This is a genomic window from Sciscionella sediminilitoris (assembly GCF_000737195.2).
In the GTDB taxonomy this organism is placed as follows: Bacteria; Actinomycetota; Actinomycetes; order Mycobacteriales; family Pseudonocardiaceae; genus Sciscionella; species Sciscionella sediminilitoris.
In genome coordinates this window covers 1-16,070 of sequence record NZ_JALM01000133.1, presented here as the reverse complement: position 1 = coordinate 16,070, position 16,070 = coordinate 1, and the positions used below count along the sequence as shown (strand labels likewise).

Below are 16,070 nucleotides of genomic sequence, written 5' to 3'. Positions count from 1 at the left end.
GACCCTAATCGCCGCTGACCTTGCGATTCAGGAAATCTCGCGTTGGTCGAGCAGGTGGCCCATTCGGTGTTGTTTGGTGGCCAGGTAGTGAAGGTTCGTTGGAGCGGCGCCGACTGTGAGGGGTAGACGGTCCACAACGGCGACGCCGCTAGCCTCTATAGCCTCGACCTTGACTGGGTTGTTTGTCAGCAGCTGAACGTTCGCCACACCGAGGTCGTGGAGTATCGCTGCGGCGGCGCCGTACTCACGCGCATCGGCCGGTTCGCCGAGGTGGAGGTTCGCATCCACAGTGTCCAGACCGGTGTCTTGCAACTCGTAGGCGGTCAGCTTCTTCTGCAATCCGATCGCGCGGCCTTCGTGTCCGCGCAGGTACACCAGCACACCACCCTCCTGGCCAATCCGGCGCAGCGCGTCGTGGAGTTGAGGGCCGCAGTCGCAGCGCTGGGAGTGGAGGGATTCCCCGGTGAGGCATTCGGAGTGCACCCGCGTCGTGGCCGGGTCCTGGAGCTCGCCGCGGACGAGTGCGACATGTTCGGCGCCGGTCTGCAGATCGAGATAGCCCAGTGCCCGGAACTGGCCGTACTCCGTTGGCAATTCCGTCTCCGCTGTCCGAACCACGCGCGGTTGTTCGGCGACCGGGAGCGGGTGCCGCTGGCGGTAGGAGATCAACTCGGCGATCGTCAGCGTCGGCAGGTCGAAGCGGCGTCCGAGCGCTTCGACTCCGGGTCCTCGCAGCATCGACCCGTCGTCGTCCACCAGCTCCGCGATGGCAGCGACGGGCGCCAAGCCGGCGAGCCGGCACAGATCGACGGCGGCTTCGGTATGCCCCGGGCGCTCCAGCACTCCGCCGGCTCGCGCGCGCAACGGCAGGATGTGCCCAGGGCGAACGAAATCTGCGGCGGTGGCCGAAGAATCCGCGAGTGCGCGCAGTGTGCGTGCACGGTCGGCAGCGCTGATGCCGGTGGTCACGCCGGTTCTTGCGTCCACCGTGACCGTGTAGGCGGTTCCCCGCGTGTCTTCGTTGTGCTCCACCATGAGCGGGAGCCGCAGGTCGGCGGCACGGCGCGGCGTCATCGGAGCACACAGCAGGCCGGACGTGTGCCGGACGGTCCAGGCCACCCAGTCCGGCGTGACGGCATGTGCGGCGAGCACGACGTCGCCTTCGTCCTCGCGGTCGCGGGCATCGGTCACCAGCGCCGGCCAGCCGTCGCGAAGGGCGGCCAGTGCCTGGGCTACTCGGTCTTCCTCCATGAGGACACTATAAGCATGGTTACTTTATGTTCGCATGCTTATTTCCTACCCGGGCCACTTCTCGAAGTTCGTTCTCGACGACGAGAGCGGCCTGGCGCAGGTGTTGGTCGGCCGTCGCGATGTCATTCGGGCTGAGGACTGCGTTGAGCGTGTCGCTGATCTTGCCCACCTCGCTGCTCATCTCCTCCAGCGCGGCCAGGCCCGCCTCGGTGACCTGGAGCGAGAGCGCCCGTTCGCTCTCCGGGTGAGCACTGCGCGCCACGAAGCCTCGGTTCTCGAGCTCGGTGACGATCCGGGTCATAGTCTGCGACCGCACGTAGCAACGTCGTGCGAGCTGGGCGAGGGTGAGGTGGGGTCGATTGGCCACGATTCGCAGCGCGGTGTAGCTCGACAGCGTCAGCTTCCACGGCCGCAACCGGGTGTTGCCGATCCTCGTGACAGCTCGCTCGAGTCGGAATGCCGCATCGATCAGCGACGACGCCTCATCCATGTCGGTAGTCGCACGAGTCGGCGAGCGGCCGTCGTCGAACGGATCGATGTAGGGCAGTGGCTCTGTCATGTGACCAGCATATGGGCGGCCGCAGACTGCCGTCACGTCAGCATGCTTGCAATATCCGATCGCACGCTTATATTATCTAAGCATGCTTACAACTCGGTTCTCTTGCCCCACGCGGCCGGGTCTCGACTCCGCACGGTTCCGGTCCGTTCTCGGGCACTTTCCTAGCGGTGTCGCCGCGATCACCTCGCTGGACTCGAAGGGCAGGCCGGTAGGCATGGCCGTCTCGTCGTTCACGTCGGTCTCGCTCGCCCCGCCGCTCGTGGCCTTCCTGCCCGGCAAGTCGTCGTCGACGTTTCCGGTCATCGCCGAGCGCGGCACCTTCTGCGTGAACGTGCTCGCCGCCGACCAGGAGCGGGTCTGCCGTGCGCTGTCGGCGTCGGGGGGTGACAAGTTCGCCGATGTGGCCTGGCAGACGGGGCCGCACGGAGATCCGGTCATCGAGGGCGTGGTGGCCTGGATCGGCTGCACGATCGAGGTCGTGCACGACGCCGGTGACCACCAGATCGTCGTCGGCCGCGTCGACGATCTGGACGCCGATACCGCAGCGTCACCGCTGCTGTTCTTCCGAAGCCAGTACGGGCACCTCGTGTCCGCCTGATCGCAACAACATCCCGGCAACCTCAACGGAGAGGTGTGGCATGACCACCACAGCGGAAGTTCCGGCCCGGACGCTGAGACGCACGACTCTCGCGGCCGCGATCGGCAATACGGTGGAAACCTACGACTACGCCGTATACGGGTTCCTTGCTACCGTGCTAGCCAAGGTCTTCTTCCCGTCCGCCAGCCCCGGCGCGGCCCTGCTCTCGGCGTTCGCGGTGTTCGGTTCGGCGTTTCTCGCTCGCCCGGCGGGCGCGCTGGTCTTCGGGCCGCTGGCCGACCGGCTGGGCCGCCGGCCCGCCCTGGTTGCGTCGCTGTTGCTGATGGCCGGAGCAACCACATTGATCGGCCTGCTGCCCTCGACAAACAGCATTGGCATCGCCGCGCCGATCATGCTGGTGTTGTTGCGGTTCGTTCAGGGCCTGTCGGGCGGCGTCGAATACACGACAGCCATCATCTACGTCGCCGAGTTTGCCCCGCCGCACCGGCGTGGGGCATTGTCGAGCCGTGTGCAGGCCGGCAGTCTTGCCGGGTTTCTCATCGGTGCCGTGATGGTGCTGTCGCTGAGCGCCGCACTGACCCCGCAAGAGATGCTCGCCTGGGGTTGGCGGCTGCCGTTCCTGCTCGCGCTGCCCATCGGGGCGATCGGCCTCTACCTGCGCAGCCGCCTCGGTGAAACCCCGGAGTTTGTCGCGGCACGAAGCCGTTTGTCCGAGATGGAGACCAAGGTCAACCAGTGGCCGCGGGTGTGTCTCCTCGTGGGGGTGTCCGTCCTGCACATCGTCGGCGTCTACATGGTCTACACCTACGTACAGAGTTACCTCATTCAACTGCACCTGTCGCCCTTCACTGCCACGGTCGTGATCGGTTTCGCCTTGGTGGTTGGTGTGTTCCTGGTGGGCGCCGGTGGCCGCGTCTCCGACTGGAAGGGCCGCCCGAAGGTGCTCCTGGCGACCTCGATTGCCGTGCTCGTACTCACGTATCCGTTGTTCGCCGTGCTCTCGACCGCCCCGTCATTGTGGCTGGTGATCTGTTGCGTGGTGCTGCTGTCGGCGGGTCCGGCGTTCTACTCGGGCATCGCAGCGATCACCTTCGTCCAGCTCGTGCCGGTGCGGACGCGAGGCAGCGTCATCGGCATTTCCTACAACGTCGCTGCGGCGGTGCTGGGCGGTTCGGCGGTCTTCGTCAGCCAGGCGCTGGTCGAGGTCACCGGCGACAACCGCGCACCCGCCTACCTGCTGATGGCCGCCGCCGCGGTCAGCGCGGTCGCCGCCCTGGCCCTCGCTCGCCGCTCCGCTCTGGAGCCGACATCGTCGCCCCAGATCACTCCCTTGTCGACGGAGGCCCCATGATGACCACCTTGACGCTCTCCGATGCCCGCGCGCTCGCCACCACGACGATGACCAGAGCTGGGCACGCTGCGAAGGAAGCCGAGATCATCGCCGATCACCTCCTCGACTGCGAACTGCGCGGGCTGCCGTTCGGTGGTCTCGCCCGTGGCCTGGCCATCGTCGAGCGCATCCGAGCCGCACAGGAGTCACCGGGGCCCATCCGCGTCGTTGCCGAGACCGCGGTGTCGGCAAATCTCGACGGCGGCGACCAGGTCGGCTACGTCGTCGGCATGCGTGCGCTGGAACTGGCTATAGGAAAGGCACGCGAACATGGCATCTCGGTCGTCGGCGCCCGAAACACCTGGTACACCGGCATGTTCTCCTACTATCTGGAAAAGGCCACACAAGCCGGGCTCGCGGGAATGATCGCCGGAAGCGGGCCTGCGGTGGTCGCACCCCACGGGGGTACTGAAGGCCGATTCGGCACGAACCCGATCGCGTTCGGATTCCCGTCTACCCCGGCGCCGTTCATCTGGGACATCGGAACCTCCGCGGTCATGTACGGCGAGGTCATGCTCAAGGCCCGGCTCGGCGCGGACCTGGAACCGGGCCAGGCTTACGACGGCACCGGCTTTCCGACGCTCGACCCGGCCGCCGCCCTGGAAGGCGCGTTCAGCGTGTGGGGCGGGCATAAGGGCTCCGGATTGGCCATGATCGTCCAGCTGCTCGGCATGATGACCGGCGCGGCCGCCGAACCGCCAGGCGTGTCGGACTGCGGGCTCTTCATCGTGCTCGTCGATCCGCGTGTGCTGACCGACTCAGCGGACTACCGCCGAAGGGTCGCTGCATTCGCCGAGTCGATCCGGGAAACCCGCCCTGTCGAAGGCGGTGGTGCTGTCCGCGTGCCGTTCGACCGCTCGGTTGCCTGCCGCGAGGAGGCGCTCCGGCGGGGCACGATCGAGGTGCCCGAAACGGTGGTCACAGCTCTGCGCCGGGAGGCCGGGCACACCTCGCGCGGAGGAGCACATGGCTGAATCATTCGCTCCCGACACCTTCGCGATCGAGCCCTCCCCGTCGGGTCGGCTGCTGTGCGGTGGATGCGCTGGCGACGATGTCTGCCGACTCGGCGTCGGGATCGCCGATGTGCATGACGACGTTGTTCGAGCTGAGGTGAGCTGCGCACGGTCCTGGCAGGGCGGGCCCGGTGTGGCGCACGGCGGCTGGATTGCCGCGGTGTTCGATGACGTGCTGACCGCAGCCGCACTGCGCCGGGAGTCGCGGTTGGTCACCAAATCTCTGGCGGTCTCCTATCTCCGCCCGGTCGCCCGTCGAACGGCTACTGACAGTCGCAGCTCGGATCGATGGCCATGCCGGCCACGGGTGGCAGGTCTCCGCCTGGATGGCACTAGCCAGCGGGCCGGAACTGGCCACTGCCCGTGCCGAACTGCGCACTCGCCGCCCGGACCACTTCGCCCGGCACGAGAACTGGCTTGCCCAACAACCCCGTACCCGCAATGAATCCCACACAGAGAGCTGAGGGGCACACCATGGTCGACTTCTTCACGGGGCTTCAACCCCTCCAACCCAGCGAGACCGGCCCGGACCAGATGATCGCCAGGGTCCGAGAACTGGACCGATCCGAGGTGATCGACAGGGTCCTCGTCGGGTATTCCTCCACTTGGCCGCACAACCACGCCACCGCACCATTCGCGCTCGCGGCATCGGAGAAGTTTTCGCCCATCGTCGCGCACCGTCCCGGCGTAATGCCGCCGGTGGCCGCCGCGCGCTACTTCGCCACCCTCGACGTGCTCGCCCGCGGTCGGCTCGCCATCAACGTGGTCGTCGGCGGGTCCGAGAAAGACCTGCGCCGCGAGTCCGATGACCTGCCCAAGAGCGAGCGCTATCGGCGGGCGGTCGAGTACCTCGACGTGGTCCGCCGCACCTGGACCGAGACCACGCCGTTCGACCATCACGGCGAGTACTACACGGCCGAAGCCGTGAAGATTCAGACCAAGCCGGTCCAAGGCGAAGTGCCGATCTTCATGGGTGGCGAGAGCGCCGACGCCGTGGACTTCGGGGCCCGCCACGCCGACCTCTACATGCTCTGGGGCGAACCATTCGCCGGGACCAAGGAACGCATCGACCGGGTCACCGACGCTGCCGAGCGCTACGGCCGCCCGATGCGATTCTCCCTGAGCCTGCGGCTGTTCGTCGGAGACACCGACGACGACGCCTGGGCCCACGCCCGGGCCGTAGAACAGCAGATCGCCGAAGCCGCCGGCACCACCAAGTTCCTGCGCTCGTCATCCACCGATGCCTCCGTCGGCCGGGAACGCGCGCTGGCTCTCACCAACGAGGAGCTGCACGACGACTGCTTCTGGACCGGCCTGACCAAGCTCCTCGGCGGGTTCGCCAACTCCCAAGCGCTAGTGGGCACCGAGGAACGCATCCTGGACACCCTCGGCAAGTACCGAGACCTCGGCATCGACACGTTCCTCGTGACCACCGGAGCCGAAGCGGCCTGGGACCCCGCCCTGGAGGGCTTCCTGGCCCGAGCGAAAAAGGAGCTGGCATGAGTAGCCCGGTACCAACCCCAGCCCTCCTCAACCGCATCGCACAGCACCGTGACGCAAGCCGACCACAAGAGACCACGCGACGAAAAACGGGGTCGGAGGCAACCACCACTGCGCATCGCGGAGAGGCGGACCAGTCATGAGCCGAACCACCACCCGGGGCACCGGGGATCTGAGATTCAACGACCTCGCCGACAGCACGGTCAGCGGACTCCTCGCCGCCCGGGCCATGGCGCACCCGGACAAGCCCGCCCTCGTGTTCGACGACACCGAACTGACCTATGGCGAGCTCGACACAGCAGCGACCGCTGTCGCACGCGGACTGATCGCAGTGGGCGGCAGCCCGGGCAGCTCGGTCGGGATCTTGCTGCCCAACCGGCCCGAGTACCTGCTCACCTGGCTCGGAGCCGCCCGCGCCGGCCTCGTTGAGGTACCGGTCAACACCGCCTACAAGGGCTCCTTTCTCGATCACGCGCTGCGCAGCACCGACGTGCGCATCCTGGTGACCGAGGCACCGCTGCTCGAACTCGTCGCTGACCTGCCGGAACCACCGGAGACGCTGACAACCGTGGTCCTGCTCGACGACGCAGCACCCGGTCGCATCCCGCGCGGGGTCGAAGTGCGGACCTGGAGCGAGCTGCTCGCGGCCGGCGACCCGGCGACCGACCTTCCCGACGTCGCCGGGGACGACCCGGTCGCGATCATGCTCACCTCCGGCACCACCGGTCGCAGCAAGGGCGTCGTGTACCCGAACCAGATGCAGGTGGCCGCCGCACGCGAATGCGCGGCCCAGATGGGCACCACATACGATGAGCGGCTCTACACCTGCCTGCCGCTGTTCCACGGCGCCGCACAGGTCAACATCTCGCTGCACGGGTTCTACGCCGGTGCGACGGTGGTACTCGGCCGCCGGTTCAGCGCCAGCAAGTTCTGGGACGACATCCGGGCACACCGGGTCACCCAGTTCAACGCGCTCGGCTCCATCCTGCCGATGCTGCTGGCCCAGCCCGCATCGGAGCACGACCGCGACCACCACGTCACGAAGGCATTCGCCGCGCCCGCCCCACCGCAGGTGCTGCATCCCTTCGAGGACCGCTTCGGCGTGCACATCGTCGAGGGCTACGGGCTCACCGAAATCAAGAACGTCCTCTACAACCCGCTGCACGCGCGGAAAGTCGGCTCGATCGGCCTGCCAACCGAATCATCCATTGTGGAAATCCATGACGAGTCCGGCAACCGCGCCGCTGCAGGCCAGGCCGGGGAGATCGTCTACCGGCCACGCCTGCCGCACGTCATGTTCTCCGGCTACCACCGCGATCCGGCCGCGACACTCGTGACCATGCACGACTTGTGGTGGCACACCGGCGACCTCGGCTACACCGACGACGACGGCTACTTCTACTTCATCGACCGCAAGAAGGACGCCCTGCGTCGCCGCGGCGAAAACATCTCCTCCCACGAAGTGGAGTCGGTGTTGCTCGCCTACCCAGGCGTGGTCGCGGCTGCCGCGGTCGGCACCCCGTCGGAGCTGGGCGAGGACGAGGTGCTCGCCGTGGTCCAGCTCGAATCCGGCCGGCACCTGGACTTCACAGAGCTCTTCGCGCACTGCGACCGGTCCATGCCGCACTTCATGGTGCCGCGCTACTACCGGGTCGTCGACGAACTGCCCGTCACGCCGACCGGCAAGGTCCGTAAGAACGACCTGCGCGGCCATGGCGCTGCGGACGCCTGGGACGCGCACGCCGCCGGGCTCACACCGACCCGACACGCCTGAGGAAACCAGCCATGCCCAAGCCTGAAAATGTGCGCATCCGCGAGATCGCGCCCCGCCTCACCTTCCAAGATCACGTGGTCCCCACTGAGGTGAAGATCGAGCTCGTGCAACGGCTCCTGGACGCCGGCGTCCGGGCGTTCGAGTTGTCCTCGTTCGTGCGGCCCGACCTGGTGCCGGGCCTCGCCGACGCCGAGGAGGTGTTCGCGACGATCCCGCGCGTTCCCGGACTCAGTCTGGGGTGCTGCGTCGGAAACACCCGTGGCCTCGCCCGCGCGGTCGACGTAGGCGCCAACACTGCGTCCTTCCTGCTCTCGGCCGACGAGGACTTCGCCCGCGCTAACATCGGCCGGTCGACCACGGAGTCGCTCGCCGAACTCGAACGCATGGCCGCCTTCGCCGCGGACCACGACACCGTGCTCGGCACCTACATCATCTTCGCCTGGGGCGGGCCCAACGGTCCCGCCCGTGGTGGTGAGGACCTCGAACCGCTGGCCCGCCGACTGCTCGACATCGGAGTGGACCACTGGATCCTCGCCGACTCCGCCGGCTACGCCGCGCCGCCCCAGATCCGCGAACTCGTCACCGCCGCAACCGCCCACGTGCCCCACGAGAACCTCACCGTGCAGATCCACGACGCGCGCGGCATGGGCCTGGCCGCCCTGCTCCCCCTGCTGGAACTCGGCATCCGCAACATCGACACCTCCCTCGCCGGCAGCGGCGGGCACCCCGCCATGCGCGGCACCCAGGGCGGCGGGGTCTGCACCGAGGACGCCATCCAACTGCTCGAACTGTGCGGCATACCCACCGGAATCGACCTGCCTCGCCTCATCGACACCGCCAACTGGCTCGCCGACGAGATCGGTGCCCCCAGCAAAGGATTCCTCCGCCACACCGGAGCCGTTCCGGAAACGGCCAAAGGGACCTTTTCCTTTCAATGGTGAAGTTAAGGAGAAATCAGTGCCGAACTTTACTACAAGTGACGGAATAAGCCTCCACTATCGAGATTCCGGACCGGAAAACGGTCGTCCGGTGTTGTTCCTTCCAGGCTGGGGTGGGTCGACGCGTTACTTCGACCGGCAGTTCGATCTGTTGTCTAGTGAGCTCCGATTGCTGGGCTTGGATTTCCGAGGGCAGGGGGCATCGGAAAAGACCGCGCAGGGACAGCGCATTGCCCGGTGGGCACATGATTTGAACGAGTTCCTCGCATCACTCGACCTCCACGACGTTGTGTTGGTCGGATGGTCATTTGGTGGCACCACCGCGCTCTATCACGCGGACCTGTTTGGCTCCGAACGCGTGGCGAAGATCGTGCTTATCGGTCCCGGCGTGTGCCAGCTGAACCACGGCGAGTGGCGGCTCGGCGGGTTCGAACTTGCGGCCGCCGACCAGCTACGTACTGCGATCGAGGCCAGTTTCGAGGATACGGTGCGGACCATTGTCCCCACCTTTTTTCACAATCACCTGCCGCATGACACACTCGGCGCTTTGATCGAGGAGACGCTGCGGTGTGCCCCACCGGCCGGTGCCGCCTCGGTATTTTGGGACGGAGTCTGCCAAGATCTGCGAGACACACTCCCGCGTGTACGGCGACCTGTGCTCGTTGTACTTGGCCGGCACGACAGTTTGGTAAGTCCGGACACCGCGTCACTGTTCTCCGTACTTCCCGAAGGGCGCGTAGAAATTTTCGAGCACAGCGGCCATAGCCCGTTCCTCGAAGAGGCCGAACGATTTGCCGCGACCCTCAATGATTTTGCCAAGAACTGACTGCTCACCGGCCAAGGAGGACCAATGCCGCACATTGTCGTCGCCGGAGCCGGCCTGACCGGGTTAGCCGCCGCCATCTCCGCCCGGGAGGCCGGGGCCACCATGACGTTGCTGGAGAAGGGCGGCCCGAGGACTTGACCTCGATCACCGAGGACTTCGAGCCGGGCACGAAAGCCGACCGGATCGACGCACCGTCCTACACCAGGGAAGCCTACGTCTCCGAATTGATGGAGATGAGCGATGGCCGCGCCGACCGGGAACTGATCAATGCACTCGCACAACTGTGTTCGCCAACGATCGTCATGGCGGTCGGCGGGATTCCGACCTGGAGTGCCGCCTCAGCGCGCTCCTCCTGCGCGACGGCATCGCGCAGCGCGAGCGCGGCGTCGATGGCACCGTGGGTGAGCCTGCAGGACGGGTAGGGCTTGACGGCGGTGTCGAGCAGCAGCCAGCTCGTTCCGAGTTCGTGGGTGAGGGCCTTCGGCTGTGCCTTCTCGGTGTATCCCGCCAGCAGGCCGTATCGCCCCTCGATCGCGCCGTCGGCTCCGCGCACACCCGCCTCCGCCAGCGTGGCGCAGGTCAGCGCGTCGTGCGCGAGAAATCCGGGGTGCAGCCGCTTGTGCCACGCGCCGTTGGCGAGGTACCGCATGCTGCCCGCGGCCTTGCTCAGCGCAAGACCGAACGCCGACGCCGTGGCCTCGGCGTCGAACCCGCGCAGCCTGGCCACTGCCGCGACGGCACCGAAAATGCCGGACACGGCCGTGATGTGAAAGCCCCGCTCGTAGCTGCTCGGGGTCAATGCCGCGCCGATCCGGCAGCACACCTCATACCCGACAGCGACCGCATCCAGGAACCTGCGGCGTCCACGTCGAGCCGTTCGGCTTCGGCGGTGGCGACGGGAAAGATCGCGACACCGGGGTGGCCCGTCTGGGCCCGGTTGGTGTCGTCCATGTCCAGCGGATGCGCGTAGCACCCCCGGACCGTCCATGATCACTCCGACGCAGGTAGGCACGCCGCTCAAGCGCGCCGTCCAAACCTATTGAGTGGTCAACTCCACCCAATCAGAGAATTAGATGATCTACGCACTGTGACCTCATGTGATCAACCTGCTCATCTTCCCACTCATCTGCCTGCTCATCTTCCCATTAAATAAGAAGCCCCCGGCCGCGCGTTGTCGCAGGTCAACGGGCTGCTGGCCCTTCCTGAGCGCACCAAGCCTCGGTACCCCGCGGGAACCGGTTGACGACTGAGGGGAGAGAGGCATGAACCGGAGGGAGCGTGGGTGGTGGACGACGCATGGCGTGTGGCACCGACTTACCATTAATCGCGTTTCCTCCATTTCTATTCGCGCCCACCAAAGACGCTTTCCGAATTCCATAGAAAAGAGTCAAACACGGCTTCAGTTCAGCGTTCGCTACTTCTCTTTGATGCACGCATCAACACTGGTCAGGCTCGGGCAAAGACAGCTTGGCCCGCCAAGGAAAATCGCCAGAAAAACCCATCGCGCGATGTTGTGACGCGCGCGGCGCCGGCGTTAGGCTAGAACCATCGAAACAACAGGGAAGAGATCCCGGAAAGTTCCGAACAGAAACAAACATTGCGGGTAGGGATTCGCACCCCGATATTCCCGCAGCCGTAATCAGTGAAAGGCATTCTCATGACCAGTGTGTCTGTTGAAGCGTGGTCGCACGGTGACGGGTATCTGACCGTGGACACGCAGGAATGGATCAACGATCGCGGCGAGTACGCGGACGATCTGACCGACGACTTGCGCGAGTGGATGGACGCGAACGGCCACAAGTGGCCGCACGATGAGGTGATCGCGAAGTGGATCATCGATCGCACGAGCGAACCTCCGGCCGGTCTGCATGGTGACGGGGAACTGTGGCATCACAACCTGATCAACTTCTCCGATCACCTGATCGATGATCTCGGGTTCGTGGTGCTGTCCTCGGCCGAACTCGGCGATTTGATGATCACCGTGAGCGATCACCTCGGCCTGTATGTCGCCCCAACCGTCTATCGCTCCACTGTGGACGAGTTGGAAGAGTTGGCCGACTACTCCAACGCCACGGGTGAATACGTGAACGGGCATCGCTGGGAGACCGCCGACACGGTGCACCTGTACTCCTGGTCGGGCAGTCCGCACGCCTACCGCGTGCCTGAGCTGGTGCGCGTGCCGTTAGGCGACCGTGACCGCGCCTACGTGGCCTGCCCGACTTGCGGCAAGTCCGTGCGGTTTACCTGCCGATTCTGACCCTTCCGTGCGGCTGGCCGCGCCGCTGTTCCCGTGCGCGGCGGCCGGCCGCACCTCCCGTCCTTCCCTTCCGTCTTGATCTCCCTTCTGCGAGGTGCGCTGTGTTTGTGCTGTCCGCCAACGGCGAGATGATCTCCACCGACTACGACGACGACTCCTCGGTGATCACGGTCGAGAACGCCGAGGACACCGAATACCGGTGCCAGGCGTGCGGCGAGTCTTTGTCCGAGGAACCGGACGGCTACGCCGACGAATCCGGCTCGTTGGTCTGCGATGCCTACGACCCGTACGAGGACCCCGGGGTTGACGATGTGGAGTCCGCGCCGGACTTCCGCGAGGGGCCGCACCGTCCACAGCGGGTACCGCTGTCGTGGGCCAACGGCGCCACGATCCACACCGATCCCGGCGAGGATTCGATCACGGTCACGATCAGCGTCGGCGACCCGCGCGGCGCGTTCGCGTTCACCCTGCGCCGCATTCCCGATGACGCACCGAACAACGGCGGCCGGCTGATCATGCACACCCCGTACCCGGGGGAACCGATGCCGCACGTCGAGCTGACCACGGCCCACACCGGAACCTACTGGGTCGGCTGACCCCGCAGGGGGCGCCCGCGACGTATCCGGGCGCCCCTTCTTTCCGAACTTTCTTATACCGCAACACCTTTCTTTTGGAGGCACGCGCGATGACCACCGCGACCGACACCACCACCGCCGCGTCGACGGCGCCCGTACTGTTCCGGACCGACCGCGCCACGCTGGCGCGCGCCTTGACAACGGTCGGCGTGGGGATGGCGCGCCGGCCCGCTGTGCCGATGCTGGGCGGCGTCCTGCAGTACGCACGCGGGGTGCGTCTGGTGGCACGCCCGCCGCACCAGCTCGCTAGGGAAGACTGGAACCGTGCCGCTTTGGTGCTGATCGACGCGCAGGCCGCGCCGGTCCTGCGCGCCCGCCCGCACGAACTCCCTCCCCGCGAGGCGGTGATGCTGCTCGCCGATCCCGAGGATCAGGACGAGCCCGACCTGTACCGACACGCTCTCGCGCTCGGCGCAACCCACCTGGTCACGGTCCCGGACGACCCCGGTGTGTTGCGAAAGCAAAAATCGATGCTCGTGGAGCGCCCGGCGTTGGTGGTGGCGGTGCTTGATCCCGACCCCTCGGGCGAGGTCGGCACGGCGAGCACGGCCAGCCTCGCGCTAGCTGGGACGGCAGCCGGAGAACACCTCGGCCTGATCAACGCGCGCCCCACCCGGCTCGACCTGCACCGAGCCATCCAGCGCGCGGCACGATCCGCCCGCCACCGGGTCGGGCAGCCTGCGCACGCTGTTCGTCACCGATTCACAGCCGCCCCCGAGGACGCGGTGCGGGAAGCCATGACCGATCTCGCCTGCCGGCACGCGGTGACGCTACTGCATCTGGACCCGCACCAGGCCGACACCGTGGCCACGCTCGGCGGCGTCGACCTGATCATCGTCCCCTTTCGCGCCCACTCGGTCACGGCACCGGCAACGTGGAGTGTGGTGCCACCGCGTGCCGCGCCACCCCGCACGTCCACGTGCACGTCACCGGGGATTCCGCCGACACCGACGTGGTCGCCGCGGTCGCCGCCGGCATCCGAGCCGGTTACCCGAGCATGACCGGCGTCGCCCCGGTCGCCCTCCCGCACGAGTCACCGGACGTGAACGCCCAACTCGGCGACACCAACTACCGACGGCTCTGGGAGGTGGTCACCCGGTATCGACCGCGCCCCTCGCACACCGTCTGACCAGCACCGAAACGACAACTACACAGGGCGAGCGGTACGGGCTCTCCGGTGGCTCAGTGAGCTACCCTGGCCGTGCCTCCCTTCGGGGACGGCAGCCCTTTCACAGGGTTACGGCAGGCCGGCGGACCGTGCGAACACCCTCCGGGTGGGTCCGTCGGCCCATTTATTTTTCGGCCTCCCGTCGCCGCTGCGACCGAACTCCGCGACCAGCCATCCGAGTCCGCTGGTCGTATCCCTCCTTTGCTGCCTTGTCCTTGTTCTCTCCGTTGGGAGGTCGACGATGAAAACCAGTTGCGAGCGCCCGTACCGAAGCATGATCGTCACCGCCGGAGCGGTGCGTCAGCTTCCCAGGGAAGCCACGGATTGGCATGTGCGCCGATTGGCGACCGACCTGACCCACGCGGTGATCGACCTGGACGCGCGCATGCGCGCCGGCCTGGTTGCTCCCCGCGCCTGGCAGGTGGCCGCGCCCGCGCCCGACGCGCACGAGGCGCACAACCCTGCCGGCGCCTGCGCCCCGGAGGGCAACCGCTCTGAGGACGACGAAACCGAGGATCACTCGAAGCCCGATGTTCCGGTCTTCTACTGCCTGCCCGCTGCTGATCTCGAAGAAGGCATGAGCACCGACGACGGACAGGACATCGTCTCGGTCACCATCTCGGACGATCGGGTCTTCGCTGACGTGTACACCCCTCGCTCCGACGATCCCGAGCAGGACGCCCACAACCGCGACGAGACCGAATGCCGCATGTACCGGGCTGACGAACTCGTCGGCATGGCGACCTTCCCCGACACCGCCATCGACGGTTCTGAAGCCGACAACGCCCAACCCCATCCCCACGCAGCTTCCCGCACCGACTGACCCCGGGGAGACCGCGACACCGACCACGACTACGCGCGCATGCACGCGCAGAAAGGCCGATATCCATGGACACCGACGCCACCCGCGCACACACCCTGTTCGCCCTCGGCCGCGGGGCACACGCCCAACCACTCGGCACATTCGGCGGCTTCCTGGCCCCCGACGACGTGGCGCGATTTCCCATCGGACGGCAACTGCTCGCCTCCACCGCACCGAACGAGGTGCGCGACCGCTTCGCGCGGTTCGCACTGGCCTGGGACGTGGCTGGATTCGACACGTTCACCCGGGCGTCCGGGAAGGACGCTATCCCCGAGGCCACGGTCCACCGCGCCGACTGGGTACCGCACGAAAGCTGCTGCGACATCTACGCCTTCGACGATGGCCAGTGGTTCCATTGGATCGCCACGGACTACCCCCAGTGGCTCCTCCTGACCCTCGCTGAAAACGGCACCGTAACCGAGCACCCTGTGTCGCTCGCGTCTACGGCACCGACTATGCCCGGACTCAAGGGCTGGATCTGGCCCAGCTTGCGGCCTGGATCATGGGCGCCGCCACGACGCGGCTGGACCGCCCGGATGTGGCCTTCTCCAGTCCATCACGCACAGCCCGATGAACTCGGCGTCATCTCGGCCGAGCTGGAGTCGATCGCGCAGTCCTGCAACTGGTCGAATCCCTACGACGCGGAAGACTGGCGCTTCGACTGGTGTGCCCCTGCGTCGACGTTGCCGACGGAATGCAAGCAGGCGACATAGCAGTCGTATCCGACCAGCTGGACGACGAATGAGGAAATTCCTCTAACGCAGCAATATTCTCCGATTTCCCATTCTAAATTCTGATTTCTTCGCTCAGGCGCATTCCTCGTCGGTCACACCTGTTCCCGATGCAGGAACGCTCCGGGCACCAACGCCGCACACCAGGAGGGCGGACGCATGAGCCAATCCACCACGCAACGGCGCAACCACCGCGAACCCGGAGAGCACGCCGTTGCCATCGCTGAAGCCGTCGACACGGCGTGGAACCAGTCCAACCACTCCGGCCGCCGCGACGTGGCCCTGTCGGTCGTGGCCGCGTTGTCCCTGATCGGACAGCGCGACCCCCACGGTCCCGATCTCGCCGAGCAGCTGCGCGCGCAGACCGCCGAGGACTTCGCCGGCACACTACGCGAGATCTACACCTCCGTGGTCAATTCCCGCCCCGACCTAACACATCTGCTCTATCCGCTCATGCACTGGGTTTTCGAGGAACCGCGCCCCGCGTTGCAGCGCGCCGCCAAGCACACCGCCGACGCTGCCCTGCACGCGGGACAGCTCGAACTCACCTGACCGCGGCCAGTGAATG

At 66.6% G+C, this 16,070-nt stretch carries 20 protein-coding genes; 16 read left to right on the top strand and 4 right to left on the bottom strand.

The genetic code is table 11. From position 1 onward, the window contains the following. Positions 1 to 27: 27 nt before the first annotated feature. Positions 28 to 1,251 (bottom strand): bifunctional 3,4-dihydroxy-2-butanone-4-phosphate synthase/GTP cyclohydrolase II, encoded by a 1,224-nt coding sequence (locus AD72_RS32985; protein ID WP_031470569.1) that lies wholly within the window; start codon positions 1,249 to 1,251, stop codon positions 28 to 30. Positions 1,252 to 1,270: 19 nt separating this feature from the next. Then, entirely contained in the window at positions 1,271 to 1,810 is a 540-nt protein-coding gene (locus AD72_RS32980) for a MarR family winged helix-turn-helix transcriptional regulator (protein WP_031470568.1), read from the bottom strand. Between the two features lie 82 nt (positions 1,811 to 1,892). On the opposite strand from AD72_RS32980, the gene AD72_RS32975 reads away from it, so the two are divergent. The 9 genes from AD72_RS32975 (at position 1,893) to AD72_RS36945 (ending at position 9,987) form a co-directional block, all read left to right on the top strand. Beyond that, entirely contained in the window at positions 1,893 to 2,408 is a 516-nt protein-coding gene (locus AD72_RS32975) for a flavin reductase family protein (RefSeq protein WP_031470567.1), read from the top strand. A gap of 40 nt (positions 2,409 to 2,448) precedes the next feature. Beyond that, positions 2,449 to 3,759 (top strand): MFS transporter, encoded by a 1,311-nt coding sequence (locus AD72_RS32970; protein ID WP_031470566.1) that lies wholly within the window; start codon positions 2,449 to 2,451, stop codon positions 3,757 to 3,759. Then, entirely contained in the window at positions 3,756 to 4,772 is a 1,017-nt protein-coding gene (locus tag AD72_RS32965) for an Ldh family oxidoreductase (RefSeq protein ID WP_231645110.1), read from the top strand. Before AD72_RS32970 ends, AD72_RS32965 begins: the two co-directional genes overlap by 4 nt. Next, positions 4,765 to 5,256, top strand: coding sequence for a PaaI family thioesterase (locus AD72_RS36170; protein WP_231645109.1), 492 nt, complete (start codon positions 4,765 to 4,767; stop codon positions 5,254 to 5,256). Before AD72_RS32965 ends, AD72_RS36170 begins: the two co-directional genes overlap by 8 nt. 29 nt (positions 5,257 to 5,285) lie before the next feature. Then, entirely contained in the window at positions 5,286 to 6,314 is a 1,029-nt protein-coding gene (locus AD72_RS32960; protein ID WP_031470564.1) for an LLM class flavin-dependent oxidoreductase, read from the top strand. A 136-nt stretch (positions 6,315 to 6,450) separates the two neighbouring features. Continuing rightward, positions 6,451 to 8,085 (top strand): AMP-binding protein, encoded by a 1,635-nt coding sequence (locus AD72_RS32955; protein ID WP_031470563.1) that lies wholly within the window; start codon positions 6,451 to 6,453, stop codon positions 8,083 to 8,085. Between the two features lie 29 nt (positions 8,086 to 8,114). Then, positions 8,115 to 9,026 (top strand): beta/alpha barrel domain-containing protein, encoded by a 912-nt coding sequence (locus AD72_RS32950; RefSeq protein WP_197285150.1) that lies wholly within the window; start codon positions 8,115 to 8,117, stop codon positions 9,024 to 9,026. A 16-nt stretch (positions 9,027 to 9,042) separates the two neighbouring features. Beyond that, on the top strand, positions 9,043 to 9,849 hold the full coding sequence (locus AD72_RS32945; protein WP_197285149.1) for an alpha/beta fold hydrolase: 807 nt from the start codon (positions 9,043 to 9,045) through the stop codon (positions 9,847 to 9,849). Between the two features lie 24 nt (positions 9,850 to 9,873). Continuing rightward, positions 9,874 to 9,987, top strand: coding sequence for an FAD-binding protein (locus tag AD72_RS36945; protein ID WP_156365492.1), 114 nt, complete (start codon positions 9,874 to 9,876; stop codon positions 9,985 to 9,987). A gap of 73 nt (positions 9,988 to 10,060) precedes the next feature. On the opposite strand, the gene AD72_RS32940 is transcribed toward AD72_RS36945, so the two are convergent. Beyond that, positions 10,061 to 10,672: an MmgE/PrpD family protein gene (locus AD72_RS32940; RefSeq protein WP_231645108.1), complete on the bottom strand. Its 612-nt coding sequence runs from the start codon at positions 10,670 to 10,672 to the stop codon at positions 10,061 to 10,063. After that, positions 10,645 to 10,800: a hypothetical protein gene (locus AD72_RS37815; RefSeq protein ID WP_231645107.1), complete on the bottom strand. Its 156-nt coding sequence runs from the start codon at positions 10,798 to 10,800 to the stop codon at positions 10,645 to 10,647. Before AD72_RS37815 ends, AD72_RS32940 begins: the two co-directional genes overlap by 28 nt. Positions 10,801 to 11,506: 706 nt before the next feature. On the opposite strand from AD72_RS37815, the gene AD72_RS32935 reads away from it, so the two are divergent. The 7 genes from AD72_RS32935 (at position 11,507) to AD72_RS32910 (ending at position 16,054) form a co-directional block, all read left to right on the top strand. Next, on the top strand, positions 11,507 to 12,106 hold the full coding sequence (locus AD72_RS32935; RefSeq protein WP_082469296.1) for a hypothetical protein: 600 nt from the start codon (positions 11,507 to 11,509) through the stop codon (positions 12,104 to 12,106). Between the two features lie 101 nt (positions 12,107 to 12,207). Then, the gene (locus AD72_RS32930; protein ID WP_082469295.1) at positions 12,208 to 12,702 is read left to right on the top strand and encodes a hypothetical protein; all 495 of its coding nucleotides are present in this window, start codon (positions 12,208 to 12,210) and stop codon (positions 12,700 to 12,702) included. Between the two features lie 89 nt (positions 12,703 to 12,791). Continuing rightward, complete coding sequence (locus AD72_RS37810) at positions 12,792 to 13,742, top strand: hypothetical protein (RefSeq protein WP_031470558.1); 951 nt, start codon at positions 12,792 to 12,794, stop codon at positions 13,740 to 13,742. After that, positions 13,739 to 13,870 (top strand): hypothetical protein, encoded by a 132-nt coding sequence (locus AD72_RS37980; RefSeq protein ID WP_255357209.1) that lies wholly within the window; start codon positions 13,739 to 13,741, stop codon positions 13,868 to 13,870. The genes AD72_RS37810 and AD72_RS37980 overlap by 4 nt, the downstream gene beginning before the upstream one ends. Before the next feature lie 280 nt (positions 13,871 to 14,150). Then, a complete protein-coding gene (locus tag AD72_RS36935) occupies positions 14,151 to 14,732 on the top strand; it encodes a hypothetical protein (RefSeq protein WP_156365491.1) in 582 nt (193 codons plus the stop codon). Positions 14,733 to 14,797: 65 nt separating this feature from the next. Beyond that, on the top strand, positions 14,798 to 15,484 hold the full coding sequence (locus AD72_RS32915) for a hypothetical protein (RefSeq protein ID WP_031470556.1): 687 nt from the start codon (positions 14,798 to 14,800) through the stop codon (positions 15,482 to 15,484). Positions 15,485 to 15,661: 177 nt separating this feature from the next. Continuing rightward, entirely contained in the window at positions 15,662 to 16,054 is a 393-nt protein-coding gene (locus AD72_RS32910) for a hypothetical protein (RefSeq protein ID WP_031470555.1), read from the top strand. The last annotated feature ends 16 nt before the right edge of the window (positions 16,055 to 16,070 follow it).

Excerpts from the sequence above, each read along its gene's own strand:
- AD72_RS32985 (WP_031470569.1), bottom strand. The coding sequence starts at position 1,251 with ATGGAGGAAGACCGAGTAGCCCAGGCACTGGCCGCCCTTCGCGACGGC.
- AD72_RS32980 (WP_031470568.1), bottom strand. The coding sequence starts at position 1,810 with ATGACAGAGCCACTGCCCTACATCGATCCGTTCGACGACGGCCGCTCG.
- AD72_RS32975 (WP_031470567.1), top strand. The coding sequence starts at position 1,893 with ATGCTTACAACTCGGTTCTCTTGCCCCACGCGGCCGGGTCTCGACTCC.
- AD72_RS32970 (WP_031470566.1), top strand. The coding sequence starts at position 2,449 with ATGACCACCACAGCGGAAGTTCCGGCCCGGACGCTGAGACGCACGACT.
- AD72_RS32965 (WP_231645110.1), top strand. The coding sequence starts at position 3,756 with ATGATGACCACCTTGACGCTCTCCGATGCCCGCGCGCTCGCCACCACG.
- AD72_RS36170 (WP_231645109.1), top strand. The coding sequence starts at position 4,765 with ATGGCTGAATCATTCGCTCCCGACACCTTCGCGATCGAGCCCTCCCCG.
- AD72_RS32960 (WP_031470564.1), top strand. The coding sequence starts at position 5,286 with ATGGTCGACTTCTTCACGGGGCTTCAACCCCTCCAACCCAGCGAGACC.
- AD72_RS32955 (WP_031470563.1), top strand. The coding sequence starts at position 6,451 with ATGAGCCGAACCACCACCCGGGGCACCGGGGATCTGAGATTCAACGAC.
- AD72_RS36945 (WP_156365492.1), top strand. The coding sequence starts at position 9,874 with ATGCCGCACATTGTCGTCGCCGGAGCCGGCCTGACCGGGTTAGCCGCC.
- AD72_RS37815 (WP_231645107.1), bottom strand. The coding sequence starts at position 10,800 with ATGGACGACACCAACCGGGCCCAGACGGGCCACCCCGGTGTCGCGATC.
- AD72_RS32935 (WP_082469296.1), top strand. The coding sequence starts at position 11,507 with ATGACCAGTGTGTCTGTTGAAGCGTGGTCGCACGGTGACGGGTATCTG.
- AD72_RS37810 (WP_031470558.1), top strand. The coding sequence starts at position 12,792 with ATGACCACCGCGACCGACACCACCACCGCCGCGTCGACGGCGCCCGTA.
- AD72_RS37980 (WP_255357209.1), top strand. The coding sequence starts at position 13,739 with ATGACCGGCGTCGCCCCGGTCGCCCTCCCGCACGAGTCACCGGACGTG.
- AD72_RS36935 (WP_156365491.1), top strand. The coding sequence starts at position 14,151 with ATGAAAACCAGTTGCGAGCGCCCGTACCGAAGCATGATCGTCACCGCC.
- AD72_RS32915 (WP_031470556.1), top strand. The coding sequence starts at position 14,798 with ATGGACACCGACGCCACCCGCGCACACACCCTGTTCGCCCTCGGCCGC.
- AD72_RS32910 (WP_031470555.1), top strand. The coding sequence starts at position 15,662 with ATGAGCCAATCCACCACGCAACGGCGCAACCACCGCGAACCCGGAGAG.